This window comes from Sporosarcina sp. YIM B06819 (assembly GCF_033485175.1).
Lineage (GTDB): Bacteria > Bacillota > Bacilli > Bacillales_A > Planococcaceae > Sporosarcina.
On sequence record NZ_JAWLIQ010000027.1, the window covers coordinates 17,556 to 39,120 of the forward strand.

Annotated in this window: 24 protein-coding genes, 2 pseudogenes and 2 riboswitches; of the genes and pseudogenes, 13 read left to right on the forward strand and 13 right to left on the reverse strand. The window is 38.0% G+C overall.

Annotation, left to right across the window (positions count from 1 at the left end; translation table 11 throughout):
- Positions 1-115: 115 nt before the first annotated feature.
- Positions 116-289 (forward strand): annotated as a pseudogene (locus R2B72_RS15865) (haloacid dehalogenase-like hydrolase); the annotation flags it as partial.
- Positions 290-398: 109 nt separating this feature from the next.
- Positions 399-576, forward strand: a riboswitch (Lysine riboswitch).
- A gap of 246 nt (positions 577-822) precedes the next feature.
- Complete coding sequence (dapA, locus tag R2B72_RS15870; protein WP_318617707.1) at positions 823-1,707, forward strand: 4-hydroxy-tetrahydrodipicolinate synthase; 885 nt, start codon at positions 823-825, stop codon at positions 1,705-1,707.
- 395 nt (positions 1,708-2,102) lie between these two features.
- On the opposite strand, the pseudogene R2B72_RS15875 reads toward dapA, so the two are convergent.
- Positions 2,103-2,225, reverse strand: a pseudogene (locus R2B72_RS15875) (QacE family quaternary ammonium compound efflux SMR transporter); the annotation flags it as partial.
- Between the two features lie 214 nt (positions 2,226-2,439).
- Here R2B72_RS15875 and R2B72_RS15880 point away from each other — a divergent pair.
- The 4 genes from R2B72_RS15880 to R2B72_RS15895 all read left to right on the forward strand — a co-directional run bounded on the left by R2B72_RS15880 (position 2,440) and on the right by R2B72_RS15895 (position 4,963).
- Positions 2,440-3,240, forward strand: a complete 801-nt coding sequence (locus R2B72_RS15880; RefSeq protein WP_318617708.1) for a helix-turn-helix domain-containing protein — start codon at positions 2,440-2,442, stop codon at positions 3,238-3,240.
- Between the two features lie 141 nt (positions 3,241-3,381).
- Positions 3,382-3,858, forward strand: a complete 477-nt coding sequence (locus R2B72_RS15885) for a DUF2975 domain-containing protein (protein ID WP_318617709.1) — start codon at positions 3,382-3,384, stop codon at positions 3,856-3,858.
- Between the two features lie 10 nt (positions 3,859-3,868).
- Positions 3,869-4,087, forward strand: coding sequence for a helix-turn-helix transcriptional regulator (locus tag R2B72_RS15890; RefSeq protein WP_318617712.1), 219 nt, complete (start codon positions 3,869-3,871; stop codon positions 4,085-4,087).
- 93 nt (positions 4,088-4,180) lie between these two features.
- Positions 4,181-4,963 (forward strand): DUF817 domain-containing protein, encoded by a 783-nt coding sequence (locus R2B72_RS15895; protein ID WP_318617714.1) that lies wholly within the window; start codon positions 4,181-4,183, stop codon positions 4,961-4,963.
- A 99-nt stretch (positions 4,964-5,062) separates the two neighbouring features.
- Here the strand turns inward: R2B72_RS15895 and R2B72_RS15900 are convergent, their stop codons facing one another.
- A complete protein-coding gene (locus R2B72_RS15900) occupies positions 5,063-6,391 on the reverse strand; it encodes a 6-phospho-beta-glucosidase (protein WP_318617716.1) in 1,329 nt (442 codons plus the stop codon).
- Positions 6,392-6,584: 193 nt separating this feature from the next.
- Between R2B72_RS15900 and R2B72_RS15905 the strand changes: the two genes are divergently transcribed.
- The 3 genes from R2B72_RS15905 to R2B72_RS15915 all read left to right on the forward strand — a co-directional run bounded on the left by R2B72_RS15905 (position 6,585) and on the right by R2B72_RS15915 (position 8,714).
- Entirely contained in the window at positions 6,585-7,331 is a 747-nt protein-coding gene (locus R2B72_RS15905) for a MurR/RpiR family transcriptional regulator (RefSeq protein WP_318617718.1), read from the forward strand.
- Positions 7,332-7,891: 560 nt separating this feature from the next.
- A riboswitch (guanidine-I (ykkC/yxkD leader) is annotated at positions 7,892-7,989 on the forward strand.
- A gap of 69 nt (positions 7,990-8,058) precedes the next feature.
- Positions 8,059-8,400: a multidrug efflux SMR transporter gene (locus R2B72_RS15910; protein ID WP_318617720.1), complete on the forward strand. Its 342-nt coding sequence runs from the start codon at positions 8,059-8,061 to the stop codon at positions 8,398-8,400.
- On the forward strand, positions 8,400-8,714 hold the full coding sequence (locus R2B72_RS15915; protein ID WP_318617722.1) for a multidrug efflux SMR transporter: 315 nt from the start codon (positions 8,400-8,402) through the stop codon (positions 8,712-8,714). The genes R2B72_RS15910 and R2B72_RS15915 overlap by 1 nt, the downstream gene beginning before the upstream one ends.
- Positions 8,715-8,939: 225 nt before the next feature.
- On the opposite strand, the gene R2B72_RS15920 is transcribed toward R2B72_RS15915, so the two are convergent.
- A complete protein-coding gene (locus R2B72_RS15920) occupies positions 8,940-9,245 on the reverse strand; it encodes a monooxygenase (protein WP_318617723.1) in 306 nt (101 codons plus the stop codon).
- Positions 9,246-9,261: 16 nt separating this feature from the next.
- Positions 9,262-10,188, reverse strand: coding sequence for a DsbA family protein (locus R2B72_RS15925; RefSeq protein ID WP_318617724.1), 927 nt, complete (start codon positions 10,186-10,188; stop codon positions 9,262-9,264).
- Positions 10,189-10,340: 152 nt separating this feature from the next.
- Here R2B72_RS15925 and R2B72_RS15930 point away from each other — a divergent pair, with 152 nt between their 5' ends.
- The 3 genes from R2B72_RS15930 (at position 10,341) to R2B72_RS15940 (ending at position 11,971) form a co-directional block, all read left to right on the forward strand.
- Positions 10,341-10,895, forward strand: coding sequence for a TetR/AcrR family transcriptional regulator (locus tag R2B72_RS15930; protein ID WP_318617726.1), 555 nt, complete (start codon positions 10,341-10,343; stop codon positions 10,893-10,895).
- A gap of 207 nt (positions 10,896-11,102) precedes the next feature.
- The gene (locus R2B72_RS15935) at positions 11,103-11,537 is read left to right on the forward strand and encodes a VOC family protein (protein ID WP_318617765.1); all 435 of its coding nucleotides are present in this window, start codon (positions 11,103-11,105) and stop codon (positions 11,535-11,537) included.
- Positions 11,538-11,572: 35 nt separating this feature from the next.
- Complete coding sequence (locus tag R2B72_RS15940) at positions 11,573-11,971, forward strand: VOC family protein (protein WP_318617727.1); 399 nt, start codon at positions 11,573-11,575, stop codon at positions 11,969-11,971.
- A 142-nt stretch (positions 11,972-12,113) separates the two neighbouring features.
- On the opposite strand, the gene R2B72_RS15945 is transcribed toward R2B72_RS15940, so the two are convergent.
- The 6 genes from R2B72_RS15945 to R2B72_RS15970 form a co-directional block, all read right to left on the reverse strand.
- A complete protein-coding gene (locus tag R2B72_RS15945) occupies positions 12,114-12,737 on the reverse strand; it encodes an FMN-binding negative transcriptional regulator (RefSeq protein WP_318617728.1) in 624 nt (207 codons plus the stop codon).
- Positions 12,738-12,760: 23 nt separating this feature from the next.
- Entirely contained in the window at positions 12,761-13,279 is a 519-nt protein-coding gene (locus R2B72_RS15950; protein ID WP_318617730.1) for a GNAT family N-acetyltransferase, read from the reverse strand.
- A gap of 300 nt (positions 13,280-13,579) precedes the next feature.
- Entirely contained in the window at positions 13,580-14,032 is a 453-nt protein-coding gene (locus R2B72_RS15955; RefSeq protein WP_318617732.1) for a MarR family winged helix-turn-helix transcriptional regulator, read from the reverse strand.
- Between the two features lie 474 nt (positions 14,033-14,506).
- Positions 14,507-16,117 (reverse strand): CotH kinase family protein, encoded by a 1,611-nt coding sequence (locus tag R2B72_RS15960; protein WP_318617734.1) that lies wholly within the window; start codon positions 16,115-16,117, stop codon positions 14,507-14,509.
- A gap of 81 nt (positions 16,118-16,198) precedes the next feature.
- A complete protein-coding gene (locus tag R2B72_RS15965; protein WP_318617737.1) occupies positions 16,199-16,897 on the reverse strand; it encodes a DUF4956 domain-containing protein in 699 nt (232 codons plus the stop codon).
- A gap of 1 nt (position 16,898) precedes the next feature.
- Complete coding sequence (locus tag R2B72_RS15970; RefSeq protein ID WP_318617738.1) at positions 16,899-17,612, reverse strand: polyphosphate polymerase domain-containing protein; 714 nt, start codon at positions 17,610-17,612, stop codon at positions 16,899-16,901.
- A gap of 214 nt (positions 17,613-17,826) precedes the next feature.
- Between R2B72_RS15970 and R2B72_RS15975 the strand changes: the two genes are divergently transcribed.
- Entirely contained in the window at positions 17,827-18,402 is a 576-nt protein-coding gene (locus tag R2B72_RS15975) for a phospholipase D-like domain-containing protein (RefSeq protein ID WP_318617739.1), read from the forward strand.
- Between the two features lie 60 nt (positions 18,403-18,462).
- On the opposite strand, the gene R2B72_RS15980 is transcribed toward R2B72_RS15975, so the two are convergent.
- The 3 genes from R2B72_RS15980 to R2B72_RS15990 are packed head-to-tail and all read right to left on the reverse strand — an operon-like array spanning position 18,463 to position 21,552.
- A complete protein-coding gene (locus R2B72_RS15980) occupies positions 18,463-19,626 on the reverse strand; it encodes an ABC transporter permease (RefSeq protein WP_318617767.1) in 1,164 nt (387 codons plus the stop codon).
- The gene (locus R2B72_RS15985; protein ID WP_412177868.1) at positions 19,574-20,311 is read right to left on the reverse strand and encodes an ABC transporter ATP-binding protein; all 738 of its coding nucleotides are present in this window, start codon (positions 20,309-20,311) and stop codon (positions 19,574-19,576) included. The genes R2B72_RS15980 and R2B72_RS15985 overlap by 53 nt, the downstream gene beginning before the upstream one ends.
- On the reverse strand, positions 20,311-21,552 hold the full coding sequence (locus R2B72_RS15990; protein ID WP_318617741.1) for an efflux RND transporter periplasmic adaptor subunit: 1,242 nt from the start codon (positions 21,550-21,552) through the stop codon (positions 20,311-20,313). Before R2B72_RS15990 ends, R2B72_RS15985 begins: the two co-directional genes overlap by 1 nt.
- Positions 21,553-21,565 lie beyond the last annotated feature (13 nt).

Sequence of the window (21,565 nt, forward strand, 5' to 3'; positions counted from 1 at the left end):
TATGATTTAGATACATTATACTTAAAGTTCAAGGGTTATGACAGGACTATTTATGAATCTAACAAAAAGAGGAATTCGAGGTTGCATAGGTGACAGTCTCCTCGAAAATGAAGTCGCAACGATACGCCAAATCGCACTCAATAGTAAAATGGCTGGCGCTGATATTTATCATATCGGTGATACAGGCTTTTATGGGATTGCAGTGCCGGAAAACATCATGACCTATTCAATCGTCATCAGAGGAAGACGACATACTTATGTAAGAATGGCCTCATCTGTGAGACGTTGAACGAGGATTTATAGGCCTCCGAAACAAGCAATTTCACTTTCGGCTTGCAATTGTCCAGAATTACGTGTAAAGTGGTAATAATTTAATATTACTTATTTCGAAACTTTGAAGTAAGGATAGAGGCGCAAAAACCATTAGTATGCAATCCAAGGATAATGAGATCCTATGAAGATTGTAGAAAGGGGGATTTGCCGAAGTGGAGAGACACTCATTATCTCGAAGCTGGTTCTGCGTTGAATAAGTGCAGGATTGTCATATAGGAAACTATATGGAGGGCTATCTTATGCAAAGAAATAATCTATTATTTCGCTGCAACAACGAGCCCTCGTTGTTGCTTTTTTGCGTCAATTTATCTGGGGTCAGTAGAATAATCCAGATAAAGCCTCCGGCCGATGTCACGTACTTTTTTGGCGAGTTTTTCAGGCACCCCCCAAAAAAGTCTGGACGCAATTACGCTGGGGCATAATTGATAAATTGCCCTCCACCCTCTATTTTATTTTTTACTAAAAAAATGAATAGGATGTGGAGAATTGATGAATTTCGGACAAGTTGTAACAGCTATGGTAACTCCTTTTAATGAACATGAGGACATTGATTTTGACGCTACGAGGAATTTGATTGATCATTTAATCGCTAACGGAACAGATAGTTTAGTTGTGTCGGGAACAACTGGAGAATCTCCGACATTAACCACTGGGGAAAAGGTCCAATTATTTAAGTTTGTAGTAGAAGTTGTGGGTGGCAGAGTGCCCGTAATTGCCGGAACAGGCTCGAACAGCACAAGGGAATCGATTGAACTGACAATGTTAGCAGAAGATGTTGGTGTCGATGCGATTATGCTCGTCGCCCCGTACTATAACAAGCCGTGCCAAGAAGGATTGTTTCAACACTTCCAATCGATTGCGGCTGCTACTTCTTTACCGATTATGTTATACAATGTGCCAGGGCGAACAGTTGTCAACATCGCCGTCGATACAGTCATTCGCCTGGCAGCAATCCCAAATATCGTTGCAATTAAAGAAGCGAGCGGCCATTTAGATGCAATGGCTGAAATCATCGAGCAGACGCCTGCAGGATTTTCCTTGTATAGCGGCGATGACGGCTTAACCATTCCAGTATTATCAATTGGTGGAGCTGGCGTTGTTTCTGTCTCCTCTCATATTATAGGAAATGAAATGCAAGCAATGATTAAAAACTTCAAAATGGGCAATGTCAAAGAGGCTGCTACAGACCACCGTAAATTGTTACCCATTATGAAAGCTCTTTTTGCCGCGCCAAATCCATCGCCAGTAAAAGCGGCATTGAATCTAACAGGAATTCCCGTCGGCGGTGTCCGTTTGCCGATGATTCCATTGAACGATGAACAACTCCATTCATTGCAACGTACGTTGTCTATTTATGATGGAGTGAGTGTTTGATCGCCACGATGCCGCAGTAACTTTTAGGGCGGTATACAAATCAATTCCTTTATTTCGAAAGGACAACTTGGCCATTCAGAGAAATGGCTCATTGAACGCGCCGCCCTTTTTGTGCCAAGGTGTATCCCACTTCCATCTACTTCATTCACAATCATACCGATGGATCCATTAGTAAACTTGGCTTTAGTAATCTTTCTAGTGATGAAATTGAACTTGGTGCAAGTTTTTTAAAAGAGACTTGCTTATAAAAACACCCCTGTAATCGTTAGTTGTTTCCTACGATTACAGGGGTGTTCGTAATTGAATAAAAAGTACAGTCTCTCGAACAAATACGTTAATTCAAATAAACATGTATCATTGTTTCTCACACGGGAACCCTCCAAAAGTTGGCCGCACTAACTTACTACTTTCAGACCAATAATCGTAAATACAATTCCAAGGATACAAAAAATCCTCAATCCATTCTTAGCTTCATAATAAAACACGATACCGACTATCGCAGAGCCCAATGTTCCAATCGCCGGCGAATTGTAGTAGTGACTGTGCTCCCGCCTATTACCGCCATCGGAATTATGTGTAAATCTCCTATATACTGTATTTTCATCTAACTCTCCGTCAACAAATAAATCCTTGCTTGTTCAGAAGGATTTTCTTTTTCAAAAATATATTTTTAAAGATGTATCCGATTTCCTCATTCCCCTCTATATAAAAAATAAAAGGGGAATGACCACCATGACAATTTACTTAAAAGACTTCGCACGTTTCGCAAACACACAAGATATGGACGAGGCAGCGCAACGTCATGTCATTAAGCATTGGAACGAGATGAATCCAACAGATCGTGCTGTGTTGGACATGATTCGTCGTTACTCCGTGAAATACGGCGCTGCTCACTTAAAGCACGACACGATGGCAGACAAAATCGGTAAATCTAATGTAACGGTTCGACGTGCGATTCGTAAGTTAGAAAGTCTTGGAATTATCGAGCGGATCCATTACATTCGCCCAGTCATGAACGGACTTGGCGCTAACATTTATGTTATTTTACCCTTCGTTGACCAGTCGACTTTGACCATGCCGGCAACAGCGGACAAGCCTTGTGACAGTGAGGCTGACGATGTTTTTCCTGAACCTGAAGCATTTTCTTTTGAATCTAAAAACATAAAGACCCATACTCTTACAGATACGTATCCTGCGGAGCCGGCTCCTACACCTACTACGTTGTTTGGGAGAATAAAAGATCTATTATCAACGACGATTGGTGACAATTCTTTAGCTCGTCAATTGTTTGGGATTTACCGTGCACAGTCATTACGCATGATGAAATTTAGCCTTCATGAGCAGCAAGGAGATTTATTTGAACGGTTGGCCATACAAGCACTTCATATTGCTGTTCAAGCGTCAAAGCGCAAAACAGTCCGTAATATTCCCGGTTATTTTGATGGCGTATTGCGTAAATTGATTGATAAAGCGTTGTTTGAGGATATTTTCAAGGAATATGATGTGTCGTTGGAAGGTTTTTTGATTGGTTAGTAGCTCCCGCCTATTCGCCTATTTAAAAATGGTGATATTGTAATTGATGTGACTCGTCCATTATATTCGATAAGTATTTATTGCAAAACGATAAATAACGTGTTAAAATTAAGTTTACAATAAACAAATGAGGTGCTTTTTATGAAACGAGGGTCAACACTATTTTTAAGGATGGCTGTTTTTTTAATGGGAATCCCAGTCCTTGCTTTGTGTATATATGGGTTATATCAGCTCGCCAATAATCCAGTAAACCCAGATTATGCCCATATACTCTATCCCATTTTAATAGGTATGTATGTCTCAGTTATACCGTTCTTCATGGCATTGTATCAGGCTTTTAAACTGTTAAGCTATATTGACATGAGCCAATCTTTCTCTGAGTTATCTGTTAAATCACTAAAGAATATTAAATTCTGTGCAATAACAATTAGTGGATTGTATGTCATCATTTTGCCATTTGTATTTCTCGTTGCCGATCTAGACGATGCACCAGGTCTCGTCATAGTTGGAATGGTTCCTGTTTTTGCTTCAATGGTGATTGCCGTCTTTGCCGCTGTTCTTCAAAGACTTTTACAAGAAGCAATTCAAATAAAATCAGAAAATGATTTAACGGTCTGAGGTGAAAACAATGGCGATTATTATCAATATTGACGTGATGTTAGCAAAAAGGAAAATGAGCGTAACTGAACTTTCGGAGAAGGTCGGCATAACGATGGCCAACATTTCCATATTGAAAAATGGAAAAGCAAAAGCGATTCGTTTATCCACTTTAGAAGCGATTTGTAAGGCTTTAGAATGTCAACCTGGGGATATTTTGGAATACCGAAGTGATGAAGACGCACAATAATAGGCGGAAGCCAGGCACTGCTACAATTCGCAGAAAGACGCGAATGGTTTCAGTAACCTAGCACCCGCGAGTGAACCTTTGGAGGCATCAATTATGAGAGCAGTAAAACAACTTATTCGTTTCGGTTGGGAGCAGGCCCTATCGTGTTTGTTTCCTGTCGTTATTTTTGCCTCTTTAGCTTTAACACAAATCATACCACTCCCCTTACTACCGCGATATGATTGGATTCTTATCATCTGCATTTTGATGCAATGGTGGATGGTGCATTCTGGGCTTGAAACGCGGGATGAACTAAAGGTGATTACATTGTTCCATCTAATTGGACTTGCACTTGAAATTTTTAAGGTACATATGGGTTCATGGTCTTATCCAGGGGAAGGTTATTTCAAAATTTTCGGAGTACCTTTGTATAGCGGGTTCATGTATGCGAGTGTAGCAAGTTACCTGTGCCAAGCATGGAGAAGGCTTGACGTGGAGCTCGTTAAGTGGCCTCCTTTTTTACTAGTCGTACCTCTTGCAGCTACGATTTACTTGAATTTTTTTACCCACCATTATTGGATTGACGTACGTTGGTGGTTATCTGCACTTGTCTTAATTGTCTTTTGGCAATCGTGGGTCACATATGCAGTGAATGGAACTCGTTATCGTATGCCACTCGCATTTTCTTTTGTGCTCATAGGTTTTTTTATATGGGTAGCCGAAAATATCGCGACATTCTTTGGAGCGTGGCAATATCCTAACCAAACCGCTGCATGGAGTCTCGTTCACTTAGGTAAGGTGAGTTCATGGCTATTATTGGTGATTGTGAGCTTTTTGATTGTGGCTACATTGAAGCGGGTTAAGGAGAAAGGTTCTGCTGAGGTAAAGGCTAGTTAATTTTTATTACTGTTATTTAAAAAGGTGCCACAGTCGACTAACCATATTATTCCAAACAAATATGGTTGAATGAGTGGCACCATGAAATCTGCTTAAAAATTACACTTCTACACGTTGAAAAAATTGCGGCAAGTGCTCTTTGTGTGCTTCTAGCATTTCATCCAAAATGGCTTTACCTACTTTATCTGACGGAACGAGAGGATTGATGGTCATGGCAAGCAGCGCTGTATCATAGTTTCCCGTCACAGCCGCCTCAGCTGCTACTCGTTCGAAAGATTTTATTTGTTGTACCAAACCTCTGACTGCAACTGGTAAATCTCCACTAATGATTGGCTTTGGACCTTCTTTCGTAATGACACAACTGACCTCAACAGCGGAGTCAAACGGTATACTAGCGACGGCCCCATTATTAATGGTATTAACCGGCTGAATGTCTCGCTTATCGTTATAGATAGATGAAATTAAACGAACAGCTGCATCACTGTAGTACGATCCACCTCTTTCCTCTAACTGAGATGGTTTAATCGCTAGATCAGGATTTTTGTAAAGCTCGAACAATTCTTCTTCAAGCTTCTTCACTACTTCCGCTCTCGTCGTCCCCTCTTTAAAGTTTTCCAGCTCCTTTTGTAACATTTCATCTTTTTTATAATAGTAAAGGTGATAAGGACAAGTTAGTGCATTTAATGCTCGAATAAAGTCTGGTTCCCAGCCTTGTCCTTCTATGTTTTTAACAAAGCTACTATTTTCCGGATTGGCTAACAGTTCAATGACTTGGTCTTTTACACTAACTCCATCTAGATAGACATCCAATCCATATACCATATGATTTAAACCAGCGAAGTCTATACGAATACGCGAATGATCCACATCTAAAAGTTTTGCAACCCCCATCTCAATACCGATTGGCACGTTACATAACCCAACGATTTTCTTATGATCTGTATACCTAAGAACAGCTTCTGTCACCATGCCAGCAGGATTTGTAAAATTTATCAGCCAAGCGTCTGGACATAATTCCTTAATGTCATTTACAATGTCTAAAATGACCGGAATCGTACGCAATCCCTTAAATAGCCCACCTGGCCCATTTGTTTCTTGTCCAAGTACTCCATGGCTTAAAGGAATTCTTTCATCTTTTGCACGAGCATCTAGCAAGCCTACACGAAATTGAGTCGTAACAAAATCGGCATCCTGTAGAGCAGCTTTTCTATCGAGAGTTAAATAGACTTGAATGGGGAGACCTGCTTTTTCTATCATTCTTTTTGCAAGGTTACCCACGATTTCTAATTTTTCCTTACCCGCTTCTATATCAACCAACCACAATTCCCTCACAGGCAGTTCATCGTGTCTATTAATAAACCCTTCCACTAATTCTGGCGTATAACTTGAACCTCCACCAATCGTGACAATCTTAATCCCTTTAGTCATTGTCCATCCTCCTATAAAACTTATTTACAAAACAAATACTAGGGGAAAAAAGGCCAATAAGATATAGTTTCGGGAGCATGAGATTTATTTTTCAATGAAAGGCATTTGTTTCATGAAAATAACACTGCGTTTCTCGCTTGATGTATAATAGAAGATAAAGGAAAGAGAACGACAGATGAGGAGTGAACAGCCTTTGTTTACGACCGAAGTAATCGCAACATTCAATGAACTAGAGATGCTACTTTATAAATACATAATGAAAAATACAGAAAAAGTTATTTACATGCGAATACGGGATCTGTCAGATGAAACTCATGTTTCCACTTCAACGATCATGAGATTTTGTCGAAAATTAAATTGTGAGGGTTTCTCAGAATTTAAAGTAAAACTTAAGCTTTTAAGTGATGAAAAACCTAACGTAACCATTAAAAGTAGCCAGTATGTATTAGCGGAGTTTTTTGAACGGACTCAAAATGAGAAATTCATGTCTAAATTAGAGGATATGGCGAGTATTATTGCTAAAACAGAGACCATCATTTTTATCGGATTTGGTAGTTCAGGAACGCTCGCTGAATACGGTTCCAGGTATTTTTCAAGCGTAGGCAAGTTCTCTATCTATATAAAAGACTGGTTTGTGCCCATTCATACCGACTTGAATAATAGTATTACGATTGCTCTCTCTGTTTCAGGAGAAAGTTCTTTTACTTTGTCGCACGTTCAAAAGTTAAAGGAGCAGGGTAGTAAGATTTTTAGTATTACTAACAATGGACAATCTACGATGGCAAAACTATCTGATATAAATATTTCTTATTATGTAACAGAAGAGTGGATTGGGAGTATGAATGTCACCACGCAAATTCCAGTAGTTTTTATATTGGAGGAAATGGCACGAAAGGTATATGAAATAAATAGGGAGGAAAAAATAGATACCAACGAATAAAAGCGGAATACACCTACTTGGATGCGAAAGATACTTATTTCAAATGATAAGCCATATAATAGAATATGGTTGTCAGGCGGGGCAAAAAAAACGTATAATAAAAGGATAGATTACGTATACTAAAAAAGGTCGCACGATGTTGTAGCATCGAACGACCAGTAGCAATAGCAGGTCCCCTACTAAGGGGTCGGCGCTTCTAAGGCGGAATAACCCAACCGTATTGAGCCACCAACTCAAGGATGGGTTATTTTTTATGGTTGAATGACAATATTGCTACAACTAATGCTGCAAAAGTGACTGCAAACATTAACGCTTCAAATACTGACATTAGCATCACCCCCTTTCAAAGAGGAGTGTGCCGACCACCCTTGAGTTTCCTATTCTATTTCCCTGCTAAATATACCATACATACGTTCTAAACTCTTCTTTTACTTTATACCAATAGAAAAAACAACCACCCTATGCTATCGAATTTAAAGGCAGCCACTGGCACCACAAAATTAAAACGTTAACCTTGAATTAGGTCGAAATTTGTGTATAATAGGAGGCAATTGTATAAGTAAAATGTTTTCTAGGGTTCCGTAACGAGTCTGTTAGTCTGGTCCGAGAGAAAACTCATAGCTCTGCTATGTCACGGAAGGATAAAAGCCTGGGAGAAACTGTTCAACAGTTTGCCTTAGGCTTTTTTGCTTTTTGAGGTAAGACTAAAATTGGAGGTGTTGTTTGCATGAATGCAAACTGGGTGAAAGTAATTATCGCTGCTTTTTTTGAAATTTTTTGGGTTATTGGATTAAAACATGCGGATTATTTCTGGGCTTGGACTGGGACAGTTATTGCAATTATCATTAGTTTTTACTTAATGATTATGGCTGGAAGAGAATTACCCGTCGGAACCGTCTATGCGGTTTTTGTAGGTCTAGGCACCGCTGGAACCGTATTTTCAGATATCTTATTTTTTGGTGAACCGTTTCAACTTGCAAAAATGCTGTTGATTTTGGTTTTATTAGCTGGGGTAATTGGTCTGAAATTAGTGACGAAAGACGCAGTTGAAGAAGGAGTTGAAGAGTAATGGCTTGGGTTTCTTTGGTTGTTGCGGGGTTGTTTGAAATGTTTGGTGTATTAATGATCAATAAATTGCATAAAGATCGCAATTGGCAATCGTTGCTATTTCTAATTCTTGGATTTGGCACAAGTTTTATTTTTCTAGCATATGCCATGAAAACACTACCGATGGGTACTGCATATGCAATTTGGACAGGGATTGGTGCATCTGGTGGAGCAATATTAGGAATGATTTTTTATGGTGAATCAAAAGACTGGAAAAGAATCATTTTTATAGCCATGGTATTGGCGGCAGCAGTTGGTTTAAAGCTAGTCTCATAAAAAACGTGAATTTCATGTCTGTTTGAACTCTCACGTAAATTAATAACAATGGCCATCCAACCTAAGAATTTGGCCCCCTTTATCTATGCGACAATCGAGTAATGAGAACTAATCTTTCATCGTATAATTACAGGATAAAAAGGAGTACCAACATAAGATACTCCTCTTTATTTAAGTAGAGATGATATTAAGTAAACTTTATTATTCATTTTCACAGTTTTTTATTTATTTTATTGGTCCTTTAGTAATCTCAGTAAGTTTAGAATTGATGGCAAAGACTTTCGCGTTGATGTCTATAACTCCAAAGCCAGCTAATCTTTTAGTGTGCATATCTAGATATTTTTCAGCTGTTTCTTTTGTTTCGAAACTGTAAATTCCACCGGCTTCTTTTGTCTCGGAGCTCTCTGTCCAAATTTTCCATATGAACCCATCTTCTTCATTGATGGTTTTTGCTAAATCAGTAAACGCCTCTGTCATTTTATCTCCGAATGGTCCATTCATTTTGAAATCCACTTGTAATACGTAAGTCATAGTCATTCTCCTCCGATTATTTAGTAGTTGTAAAATAGAATTCTCCTAGAATTTCCTTCGCTTGATAGCTATTTGGTGTAAGCTCTTTTTCAATAAAAGAGTGAACATCTGGTTGCCTAATATCGTACATGACTTCAATTTCTTTAGAAAATAGCAGTTTTTCTTTTTCAAGCAAGCTAGAAAGGGATGGTTGTTGTTTTGGTTGAAGGTTTTCCGTTTGAAGCACTTGTTTTAATCCATCAACATAGTATTCAAACGGGCGCCCACCAACAATTTTTACACCTTTATTTTCTTCATTCATCATGATAATCGTAGGAAAACCTCTGGCCCCTAAATTTCCAACCAGAGCAAAATCTTCATTCAATAATTGTTGTCCGATTGGTTGTTCAGCTTCATTTACAATAGCTTCCCCATTAAGACCCATTTTATTTACGATTTCAATTAGAACGGATTGTTCTGAAATATTTTGATTAAATGCGAAAAGTGCTTCTCTGGCACGGCGCAAATAGTCAAATGCAATAACGTCATTATGACTTTTTTGAATTATTTTAAAAACACGTGAGGGTGGATAGGAGGATTGAACTGGGTTATCAATCATTAACGTACCATCAATTGGCATTCTTGACTGTTCTCCAACTTCTCTCCAATGACCTGCAACATCTGATGGTTTATAAATTCCGTTAGCAGAATCGATGGGTCCATCATGCCATTTTTCCAGCAAACCACCCATAACCGTGTGAAAGCTGAAATAATTACCGTACTGCTCTACAAAACGACGGAGCTCAGGTTCAATTGCCCAGCAATGGGAACAAATCGGGTCAGTCACATAATAAATAGTAATGGACTTCTTCGGCTGATTAAAATCAATCAGCCCGACTTCCTCTTCTCCAACGACTCCGCAGACGCCTGTTTCTAAATCACACATCATATTATTGTTCGTCAATTTATATTCCCTCATTTCTTTTGAAAATCAAGTATTTGCTTACAATTGAATTGTAGACAATAATTAATAGTATCAACACCAATAGTTCATTGGAAATGTCGTTTATACAACACATTGAGCAAATTGTTTAAAAAAATAGAAGGGGGATTAACATGACTCAACCAAAGACTGATCCTCGAGTTCAACGTACTCGCAAATTAATCATGGATTCTTTTATGGAACTTTCAAGTAAAAAAGATTTTAAGGATATTACCGTTAAGGATATTACAGCTGAAGCTATGATTAATCGTGCCACATTTTATTACCATTTTGAAGATATATATGACTTATTGGAAAAGGTATTGTCAGAAGTATTGTTAGTTAATTTGAATTGTGATGACTACCAAAATGACGAACTGAATGAAGAAGCGTTGGTTAGCATATTCTTAGCAATCACAAATTTTCAAAAGTCATTATCCAATCGCTGTCATAGAGGTTACGAAGATACCATTGCCCGTATCATTAGGGACCAGCTCGAAATCATTTTTTATAAAATGTTGTTAAAACAACATAAAACTGAGGAAGATAGAGCTCTAAAAATTACTGCCGTCATTTTAAGCTGGGGAATTTACGGGGCTTCTGTGGAATGGAGAAGAGATAGTAAGAAGATATCACCAGAGGAATTTATCAAATTAGCAATTCCTTATATAATTCCTGGGATAAAGTAGGTGCACTATAACACTCTCTAATCGTGTGTTATATCAAAAAGAATGTAAGTGTAACGTAGAAAATTATTAGAAATCAACTATGCCTCCGTTGACAAACACATGTTCCGTGTTATAAAGTATGGTTATGGGAATAATAGTTGGGTGGTTACTGCCACTTGGAGATTACTTAGAACTATATAAAAATTAGAACTAGGGAGCTGTTGAATGATGTCAATTAGTTTAAACCCGTATTTGATTTTTGACGGAAACACGAGAGATGCAATTCATTTTTACGAGAAAGCGCTTGGCGGGAAAGTGATAGGTATCATGACGTTCGGAGATATGCCAGCGGACCCGAATTATCCGTTGTCGGATGACATGAAGGAACGCGTTATGCATGGACACTTGCAAGTCGGAGAGGCAGACCTCATGTTCAGCGATACGTACGAAGGCATGCCTTATCAGCCAGGTAATACGATTCAGATGGCCATCCATCCCAAAGAAGAGGCTAGAGCTAGAGAAATCTTCACCGCTTTGGAAGACGGCGGACAAGTCATCATGCCCCTTCAGAAGACGGATTGGAGCCCCTTGTACGGGCAAGTAAAGGACAAGTTCGGCGTTACTTTCCAAGTGAACGTCCCAGCAGAGCAACCGCAGTATTAAATTACTGAACAAAACATAGAAAAGGGTTGATTTTAATGGAAAAGATTACTCCATTCTTAATGTTTCAAGATGGCAATGCGGAAGAAGCGATGATTTATTACACATCACTCATCGAGGATTCAGAAATAACGAGTATCTCTCGCTACGGAGCAAATGAAACTGGGGATGAAGGAACAGTCATGCATGCGACTTTTTCCTTAAAGGGACAAGAATTCATGTGCATTGACAGTAATATAAAGCATGCGTTTTCCTTTACACCCTCGTTTTCAATCTATATCACTTGTGATTCCGAAAAGGAAATAGATAATCTATATGAGAAGCTTATTACAGATGGACAAGCACTTATGCCGTTAGGTGATTACGGTTTTAGCAAGAAGTTTGGCTGGATAAATGATCAGTTCGGTGTCTCGTGGCAACTTAATCTTCCAAAATAAGTTTACTTACATGCGTTCCATAACCAGCCGCTTTAATTGCATAACGAAAAGCCCAATTTCTCAATGTAATGCTGAGAATTCGGGCTTTTTAATATTAGAATTTCTTACCCCTGTAACTTCCCATAAAAAATAAATATAATACTTATTTATCCGTTTTTAACTCTCTCTTCATCAATTGTGCCATTTGTTGAGAATTTAAATCCTTTTCTTCATAGAGTTTAGTAATGATGTTCTGATAGTCTTCTTCATTACGATTTTGACTTAGTTTATTGGCGGCTTGAATTTCTTGTACTTTAATCTTAAATCCAACTATACCTTTTATTTGTTTTTTGGTTTGTGGAGAAAGGTTTTCCCATAATGCTGCATTCTCCCGATGATGTTCGTATTTTTGTAATAGTAAGCTAAGCTCTTCTTCTAGCTCCTGTTCACTCATAATACTAGCTGTTCCATATACATGGACAGATTGATAATTCCATGTTGGCACATTTTCATCTTTATACCAAGTTGATGAGACGTAAGCATGCGGACCTTGAAATATAACAAGGACATGTTCATTCTCAACCTCGAACGTTTTCCACTGAGGATTCCCATAAGCCATATGTCCAGTAATATAGTAATTATCGCCTTGCTTATTTAACTGCAAGGGTAAATGGCTAGCAATTGGTGTTCCTTGTTTTGTTGTCACAAGCGTACCGAAAGAGTTTTTTTGAATAAAGTCGCGAATTTCGTTCATATCGGTGACCTTAAAATATGTTGGAATATACATAGTAATCCACCTTTCCGAAAAATTTATAGTCGCGTTTTGGTCATTATAAGATCAATTTGTTCTTCATCACCCATATAAAAAGAGTGTGAGTCAGTATGAACAAACCCCATTTTCTTATAAAAGGCAAAAGCATTTTCATTTCTTTCCCATACACCTAGCCAAATCCTCTTTTTATTACGTTCCATCGCAATTTCTATAGCTTTATTAAGCAGATATTTACCAAGACCATGTTTTTGGAATTTATTTTTTATGTAAATCCGCTCTATTTCAAGTGATTCATCACCCATTTCTTCAGACTGAGCCTCATTCGTATTGACCTTTAAATATCCAGCTACTGCCTCATTAAAATAAACAATAAAGAATTCTGAGGAAATAGTGGACAATTCTTTTTCCAGTTGTTTCGTGTTAAATGCTCTTTCTAAATAAACTTTCATGTTTTCAGGTGAATTGTGATCTTTAAATGTATCGTTGAATGTTTCGATACTTATTTCTTGAAGTATCTCTAAATCTTCACGGTTACACTTTTTTATTTTTATTATCATTTTAATTGCCCCCTTTATATCAATTATGCCTCGGCGGAATTGCGTCTAGATTTTAAATCGAGTTTGAGGCCAGCACGAGGCTGGTCATGCAACCGTTTCCGCAGGACGCGGCGAACTTAGGTTACCTTATTGACTCCTTTCAAAATCTGTGACATCCGCCGGAGGCTTTATCTTCCTTCAGCGGTTGTTTTGACACCCACTGAACAGAAAAAAAAATCCCATTCATCTCGCCACCTAGGAGAAATGGAACTATGTTTCTCCCCTATAGAAGTCGGAGTTTTCTGCTGAAAGAAGATAAAATCAATAATCTCTCCGGTTTCCCTTTTTTACAAATTCCCAGTCAAGTTCTATATTTTTTCTAACTCTTTGTAGTAGATGAGAAATGCTCTCTACTTCTTTTTCGGAAAAGCCCGCTAATGCAACACTATTCGAATGATCATTTTCTCTTTTTATAAAAGGGTATACACGTCTCCCCTTGTCTGTTGGAAAGAGTTTTTTTATTTTTTTGTTATGTTCATCACCTTTCTTTTCAATAAACCCATTCATTTCAAGATTTTTTATAGCACGAGCTGCTGTTGTTCGATCTACTTTTATCATCTCAGCTAACTTTTCTTGAATGATTCCCGGATTTTCACATATTCGCACAATGTACAGATATTGCCCTTTTGTAAGGTTGCATTCTTTAAATTCTATATTACTTATAGAATCTAAAGCCCTTGCTATCATTCCAATTTCACGAAGAATTTCTTTCATAGTTAACTCCTTTGTATATAACTTTGTTGCAAATGCATCAAAAAGGTTATATTTTAAATCTAACTTATGTTTGTTGTATTTGCAACAAACAAATGAAAAGGTATGGAAAATAAAGATAACGAATTCTTCAGCTGAAAGATGGAATTTAATAAAAATTGAATAATAATAAGGGATTAGTTTCACACAATGATTCAAACAGTAAATTTATGGCTTTGACTTTTTGTTATAAATAAGGGCCGTATGATTCTCTTATAAAAAGTAAGAGTTTCAATACGACCAGATTGGTTACTGAATAAAATTAGTGATTGAGTTAATTTCATAGTTCAAAATCCTTGGGGCTCAAGGGTTTCAAACAAATAAAAAACAGTCACCTTCCCTGACTCGGTATAATGGTAGTGACCAAACAACAGAAGTTAGTTAAGGTATTTATCTGGCGGACTTTATAATTTGACTACCTTCTTAGACCTCTTCTAACTACTTTCTTACTCTTTTATACCCCCGATACCTCTTAAAACAATTAACAAATAATAAAGAACCAACTAGCAAAACAAGTAGGACGGCAACCGTAATTAATTCCTTCAGTTGATCTTGCTGGTTTGCACCTCGGTTTCCTCCTCCCCAAGGCATTCCACCTCTACCCATACCTTGCATACCTTCCAGCATACCGCCTCTTCCCATGGCTGGCATTCCTTCTGGCATCTCTCCATTACCCATGGCCGGCATTCCTTCTGGCATCCCACCTTTACCCATAGGCGGCATTCCTTCTGGCATCTCTCCATTACCCATACCTGCCATATTTACTGGGATACTCCCACCGCTTATCCCTTCACCATTTACATAGCTTGGAATTTCACCATCTAATTGTTTTTGAACATGTTCAAGACGGTCTTTCATAAATCCAACAATCCCAGGATATCCGTCTACAGACTCATCTCCGGTATTCGCCAAAAATTCATCGTATGAATAAAAGGCTGTCGGATCTTTTTTCACATCATCTCCTATAAGTGACTTCAATTCATCCACTCGGGACTCTATATCTACAAGCAGATCGACGGTTTGTTGAACATAGCGATGGTATTGTTCTTTATATTCGCTATCGGATAGTACATAATTAACGAGAGGATGATCCTTCACCGCGCCAATAGTAGGCTCATCGATGAGCATTTCTTTTTGTGTATCTCTGTCTTGCCCCATCATGCCACCAATAGACATATTATGATCCCATGCAAGAAACGTGAATTTCCCATTTTGTTCATATAAATAATAGTTATGGCTCATCATCCCCTGATAGCTATCCATATCAACCATCACGGTACCAACCGCTAAATAACGTAAATATTTATCTACATCAAAATAGGATTCAACGTCTTTTCCATCACTTAGAGCCTCGATAAACTCCAGTAGTTTTGTATTGTTTTTACGCCCTGACTTCATTATTAATCCTGTCTCATCAATGCTCATTCCATCTTTCCAGGTTAACGAGGCCCCTGTATCCGCCTTATACAAATTTCCTGTTGAATTTCCAAAGTTTCTTTCGAGATAAGGTTCTTCAAGATTTTCTACAGCTAGATAAAGTCCATAATGTTCTCCATTAATCGAGACATTTACATAGCTATAATTAGGCGCTTCAAGACCCATCTTATCCAACACATCATAAGTCAGATATTCTCGCATATACGAAGGATCTGCAAAATTATTGTTGAGATTGATTTTTGTATAGCCCGCTAAGTTCTGTTCGATAAATTTGTTAAACTCCAATTTGAAGCTATAGCGATCCGAATCAGACCCAGCTACAGTCATTAATGATGAATTGCCTTTAACACGTACACCGGTATAACCAATTGTTATGCCGTTATAAGTCACCGTTCCTTCTTTATATTCTTCATCCATTGGATTATCCAACATATTTTGAAAGTCTGCTTCATCGATTTCAATGTTTATGGTGCTAATTTCACCTTTTTTAAAAATAGGATCTTCTGTTTGTGTTTCTTCCGCAAACGTACGGTTAGTTCCTAAGAAAACTAACATAGACACGATTACTAAACTTGTAAAGATACCCCGTTTTCTTTCTTTTAATATCGCCATTCAATCACCTTCTTTTTAAAGAGTGCACTAACTCCTAGTAAAATAAATCTTATTTTTATAAGAGAAGCGCACTCAAATTTATTATTGAACGTAATCACCGTTATAACTAATTAGTACTGCATGCTCAACGCCATTAATGTTAGATATGCTACTTACGAAACTTGGTTCATTCCCTTTTAAACGTACTTCAAATGTAACTTCTGTTTGTTCAGCAGTGACGGATTTTTGTTTTACATCAAAGCGATTCACTTCTGATTTTAATTTTTGATAGATCGCTTCTTCTGTATCGTAACCTTTAAAATTGACTACAAATAAATAAGGTGTTTCGAAGCTTGACTTTTTCATAAAAATAAATAGCACAATTCCAATCACAATAGAACCAAGAATTGCGAGCGAGTAGAAACCAGCTCCTGTAATAATCCCTGTAGCAAGCGCCCAGAATAAAAAGATCAAATCTACTGGATCCTTAATCGGCGTTCTAAAACGAACGATTGACAGCGCCCCAACCATACCAAGCGATAAAATTAAGTTTGATCCAATTGCCATAATGATAAGAGACGTTATCATGGATAACGCAACGAGTGTGATGTTAAAATTCTTTGAATAGAGAACTCCGCTAAAAACACGCTTATAAAGCGTATAAATGAAAAGCCCCAATAAGAAAGATATCGCCATCGTAATCCCCATTTGAATGAGGGAAATATCTGTATTCAAGTTTGAAAGGACATCTTTATTAAGAATATCCATAAAGTTGACGGAATCATTGTTGTTCTGCTGCATTTTATTGATCCTCCCAAGAATTTGCTTTAGTAAATTTTCTGCAAATGGTATACTTTGAAGCTGCTTGTCGCTGTAAACCATTTAGCTGTAAACCATCCCGAATATAGTTCGGGATATACTCATCGTACTTTACCTCTAGGATGTAAACCGGTTCGTCTAGCGCTTTAACAGGAAATAAATCTGGATCAAAGGGGTCAATCTTGTTTAGCCCTGTTCGCAGGTCTTTGTCAAATGTTATTCGAACATTTCCCGTTTTAGCCACATAAGCTTCCCTTACATAATCCACAATCACTTTCGGTCTTAGCAGTCTATTTTTCATTTCATAATAGACTTCCTGCAAAAGGGGGGATTCCTCATTTGCTAGCACTGAATAGTCATTGACTAATAACCTGTCCATTACCTCCCTTGAAATAGCGACCTTTTCTTTTGCAATCATTGTATTGCGTTTAATTTTCTTTTCAAGATGAATAATCGTGTCACTTTTGTTATACAAACGTATTCTATATTTATGTCGATTTTCAACCCCGCCTTGTTTTTCCTGTAATGCTTTGTTCTCAATGTCATCAAAATAAACGCTACGTATATGGTATTCACCGCTGTCATTGGCATTCTGATCTTGTTTCATCAAGATTCTTAATCGCTGACGAATTAGGTAGTACTGATGGTAATTGACATAATATTTTAGTTCATGACGAAATTTTAATTTTTTTTGCAAACAAGCTCCTCCTTTCTTACAACCCTTAATTTACTCCCTCATTGTGTCAAGCAGATGTCAAAATGAAAATTCATTTACAAAATCTTCACCTTCCATCCAAGAATACTTTACAAAGGAACATTGCTTTATTTTTTCATGCTCTAAGCTAAACAGACATCTTCCTGACTTATTGGACAGTTATCATTTCATTGACACGATGTATGGAGGGATGGCATTGCCGAATATCAAAACATTAATGCTTTTAGGATTTATTGCTTCACTGCTTGTCAATATTCTTCTTCTTAACAAATTAGTAACGAAAGAAGATGCATCGTCGCTTTCTTTTGATAGCGACGGAATTAGTTTTGCTTTTAGTGATGTTGTAAATGATCCAAAAACAGTTCTACTTCAAGCAATAAATGAAGCAAATAACACTTTGGACATTGCAATCTATAATTTTGAAGACAGAGAAATTGCCCAAGCCGTACTTAATGCCCGTATTCGCGGAGTCAGTGTTAGGATTATGACCGATGCTAGTAAAGCGAAAAAAAATGACCAAGCCGCAATACTGGACGAATTTACGCGAAATAATATTGTCGTTAAAATAAACACGTCCCGAAAAATGCACTTAAAAATGGCGATCATCGATGAACGTCTAATTGTAACGGGTTCTTATAATTTCACGGAAGCATCTGCCGATGAAAATTTAGAACAGCTCATGACACTATCTAATGAAGAACTTGCACAAGAATGGACAGGTATATTTACAGACCTATGGAACCGAGGTGAATTTAAAAGGTGGAATAATTAAGAAAGTAAACAAACCACCTTTTCTACGATAGACCCTCGAAGAAAAGGCGGTTTGTTTTTTCTATTCATATCGAAGAGCTTGAATCGGATCAAGCTTAGACGCTTTGCTCGCTGGAAATACACCGAATAAAACACCAACTACTAAAGAAAATACAAATGATAATAGCATGACAGGTACGGAATAGGTAATTGCTGTTCCTGTTGCTAAATTAACTATTTGGGCACTGATTAGCCCAATTCCAACTCCTATTATCCCTCCAAATGAACTTAATATCACTGATTCTAGGAGGAATTGAAGAAGAATGTTTCCACGCTTTGCTCCAATTGCTTTTCTAATACCAATTTCCTTAGTCCGTTCTGAAACCGAGACAAGCATAATGTTCATGATCCCAATCCCACCAACGATAAGAGAAATCGCTGCACTTCCTCCTAACATGAAGGTCATCGTTTTATTGACAGATGATGCAGTTTCCATTAAATCTTTTTGACTTGATACACTATAACTATCCGCATTACCTACAATTGAATTCATCGTTCCTTCAATACGACTTGATATGGAATTAATCATATCTTCATTTTCTACCTTGACATATGTTGTCCCAATAGTAGTGGTAGAAGCTAAACGTTGCCCTGTGCTAAGGGGTACAATAACCATATTATCCCCGCTTGTTCCTAATGAACTTCCAACTGATTCAAGAACCCCAACAACTTTATAGGCTGTTCCGTTCACCTTTACATATTCCCCCACCGGATCACCCATGCCAAATAATGTTTGTGCTGTGTCTGAACCAAGGACTGCAATTTTTGAATGATTATCATGGTCCAAGTCTGCAACAAAGCGTCCTGATTGTAGCTGTAAATCACGGACATCTAAGTAGGAAGAAGTTGTTCCCGCCATTGACACTTGCACAGTGTTTCTTCCATTTTTCACGGTTACTCTTCCTGACACTGTTGGAGCAATCTCATCAATACCATTGATACCCCTAATCTGTTCAACGTCCTCTTCTTTAAATGTTACATCTGAACCCGTAACCGTTACAGTTAATACATTTGTTCCCAGACTGCCAATTTGATCTTGTACTTCTTTAGTTGACCCTTGTCCTATGGCAACCATAACGATAACAGAGGATACGCCGATAATAATCCCCAGCATCGTTAGAAATGCTCTGATTTTATTTGCTTTGATGCTTTTTAATGCCATTTTGAGTGTCTGCAAACCATTCACCTCCATTCTCATAGAGTTGTCCATCGTGAATACGAACAATACGGTTTGCTTTTTTTGCTACATCTAAGTCATGTGTAATGAGTATAATAGTATGCCCCTGCTCATTTAATGAGTTCATCATCCCCAAAATTTCTTTACTTGTTTTACTATCTAGTGCACCCGTTGGCTCATCTGCTAGTAAAATAGGAGGATGCCCAGCCAACGCACGTGCAATGGCAACACGTTGCTGTTGACCGCCTGATAATTGGGTTGGTAAATGAGTCGCTCTATCTACTAATCCTACTTTTTTTAACGCCCCTAAAGCAATTTCTCTTCGTTCCGCTGCTTTCATTCCACGATAAATGAGAGGAAGCTCAACATTTTCAACCGCCGTGAGTTTCGTTATCAGATTGAAGTTTTGAAAAATAAAACCTATTTTTTCGTTTCGAATGGTCGCAAGCTGTGAACTCTTCATCTTTCCTACTTCTTCACCGTCTAACAAATATTCACCTGAATCTGGTCGATCTAAACAGCCAATCATATTCATAAATGTTGATTTTCCGGAACCCGATGGACCTATGATAGAAATAAAATCGCCCTTTTGGATATCGAGGGAAATACTTTGAAGAGCCAATATCGTTTCTCCGCCAAGTTCATACACTTTTTTCATGCTATTAATTTGAATAATTGGCTCATGGATAGTCATTAGTTCCCTCCTCGTCCACCTGATGGAGCACCGCCGCCAAATGGGGCTCCTCCTCCATTTCTTCCTCCAAAGTCACCACTTGGGAAACCACCACCGCTGCCGCCTTGGAAACCGCCACCTGGCATCATCATTTCTCCTCGAGAAGAATTACCAGTAGATTGTACTCTCGGTATTTGAATAGAATCTCCTACTGCTAACCCACTTGTAATTTCTACATACGTATCATTTGAAATACCCGTTTCTACAGTTACTTTTTTTGTAGATGGTGTGGAATCATCGGAAGTTGCAGGAACTAGTACATATTTTTCATCTCTGCTTTTATACACGGCTTCTACTGGCACGTATAATACGTCTTCTTTACTCTCTATTGTGATACTTGCTTCTGTTGACATACCAATTTTCAGGTTTTTTGGGTCTGTGATTTGTACAGTAACGTCAAATGTGGAAACTCCATTTGATGACGTTCCCTCTCTTGCAACTTTCGTTACTTTCCCTTCGAATGTTTCCTCTTCAAATGCACTCGCTGTTATTTCTACCGCCTGTCCTTCTTGCACTTTCGTAATATCTAATTCATCCACACTAATGGTTGTTTGCAATGAGCTGTAATTTGTTATATGTGCAACGATCTCTGAAATTTGCATAGATTGACCACTTACAATAGAAAGGCTTGTGATTGTCCCAACAACTGGAGCTTGTAACATACTTCCGTCTGTAAAGGTTACAAGTGTTTCACCTGCTTTTACAACATCTCCTTCCTTTACACTGACAGTATCTGCTGTCAAGCTACTTCCACCACTTAAGCTATCCGAAACATTATTATCTCCTCTTGTTATAGGTGAATTGATTCCATCTTCATCTTTAATACGAAGAAGCATTGTTCCCCGTGAAGCTCCGCTTCCACTTTCCACACTAACCGCCGTGATTTCTCCAGCATATGGAGCCGTAACAACAACACCATTTGTAAACGTTACAAGTGATTCACCCTTATATACGGTATCACCAGATGCTACACTTACGCTATTTACAACAAGAATTGTATTTTCTGCTGTTACATCTTGATCTATACTTGTTGTAACCGAACCCGATCCACTAACTGCCACCTCTAATTTTCCTTTTTGGACCGTTGTTGTTTGTGCCGCAGCGGCAACACCTTGAGCTTGATCTTTTCCACCTAAAAAGAACCAGGCACTTGCTCCTCCTATTACAACAATAATTACTAAACTAATGACCCATTTTTTCAAATTTCTATCCCCC

Excerpts from the sequence above, each read along its gene's own strand:
- R2B72_RS15940 (WP_318617727.1), top strand. The coding sequence starts at position 11,573 with ATGGAAAAGATTACTCCATTCTTAATGTTTCAAGATGGCAATGCGGAA.
- R2B72_RS15950 (WP_318617730.1), bottom strand. The coding sequence starts at position 13,279 with ATGATAATAAAAATAAAAAAGTGTAACCGTGAAGATTTAGAGATACTT.
- R2B72_RS15900 (WP_318617716.1), bottom strand. The coding sequence starts at position 6,391 with ATGACTAAAGGGATTAAGATTGTCACGATTGGTGGAGGTTCAAGTTAT.
- R2B72_RS15920 (WP_318617723.1), bottom strand. The coding sequence starts at position 9,245 with ATGACTTACGTATTACAAGTGGATTTCAAAATGAATGGACCATTCGGA.
- R2B72_RS15890 (WP_318617712.1), top strand. The coding sequence starts at position 3,869 with ATGGCGATTATTATCAATATTGACGTGATGTTAGCAAAAAGGAAAATG.
- R2B72_RS15945 (WP_318617728.1), bottom strand. The coding sequence starts at position 12,737 with ATGTATATTCCAACATATTTTAAGGTCACCGATATGAACGAAATTCGC.
- R2B72_RS15910 (WP_318617720.1), top strand. The coding sequence starts at position 8,059 with ATGAATGCAAACTGGGTGAAAGTAATTATCGCTGCTTTTTTTGAAATT.
- R2B72_RS15915 (WP_318617722.1), top strand. The coding sequence starts at position 8,400 with ATGGCTTGGGTTTCTTTGGTTGTTGCGGGGTTGTTTGAAATGTTTGGT.
- R2B72_RS15885 (WP_318617709.1), top strand. The coding sequence starts at position 3,382 with ATGAAACGAGGGTCAACACTATTTTTAAGGATGGCTGTTTTTTTAATG.
- R2B72_RS15930 (WP_318617726.1), top strand. The coding sequence starts at position 10,341 with ATGACTCAACCAAAGACTGATCCTCGAGTTCAACGTACTCGCAAATTA.
- R2B72_RS15960 (WP_318617734.1), bottom strand. The coding sequence starts at position 16,117 with ATGGCGATATTAAAAGAAAGAAAACGGGGTATCTTTACAAGTTTAGTA.
- dapA (WP_318617707.1), top strand. The coding sequence starts at position 823 with ATGAATTTCGGACAAGTTGTAACAGCTATGGTAACTCCTTTTAATGAA.
- R2B72_RS15985 (WP_412177868.1), bottom strand. The coding sequence starts at position 20,311 with ATGACTATCCATGAGCCAATTATTCAAATTAATAGCATGAAAAAAGTG.
- R2B72_RS15895 (WP_318617714.1), top strand. The coding sequence starts at position 4,181 with ATGAGAGCAGTAAAACAACTTATTCGTTTCGGTTGGGAGCAGGCCCTA.
- R2B72_RS15935 (WP_318617765.1), top strand. The coding sequence starts at position 11,103 with ATGTCAATTAGTTTAAACCCGTATTTGATTTTTGACGGAAACACGAGA.
- R2B72_RS15965 (WP_318617737.1), bottom strand. The coding sequence starts at position 16,897 with ATGCAGCAGAACAACAATGATTCCGTCAACTTTATGGATATTCTTAAT.
- R2B72_RS15880 (WP_318617708.1), top strand. The coding sequence starts at position 2,440 with ATGACAATTTACTTAAAAGACTTCGCACGTTTCGCAAACACACAAGAT.
- R2B72_RS15955 (WP_318617732.1), bottom strand. The coding sequence starts at position 14,032 with ATGAAAGAAATTCTTCGTGAAATTGGAATGATAGCAAGGGCTTTAGAT.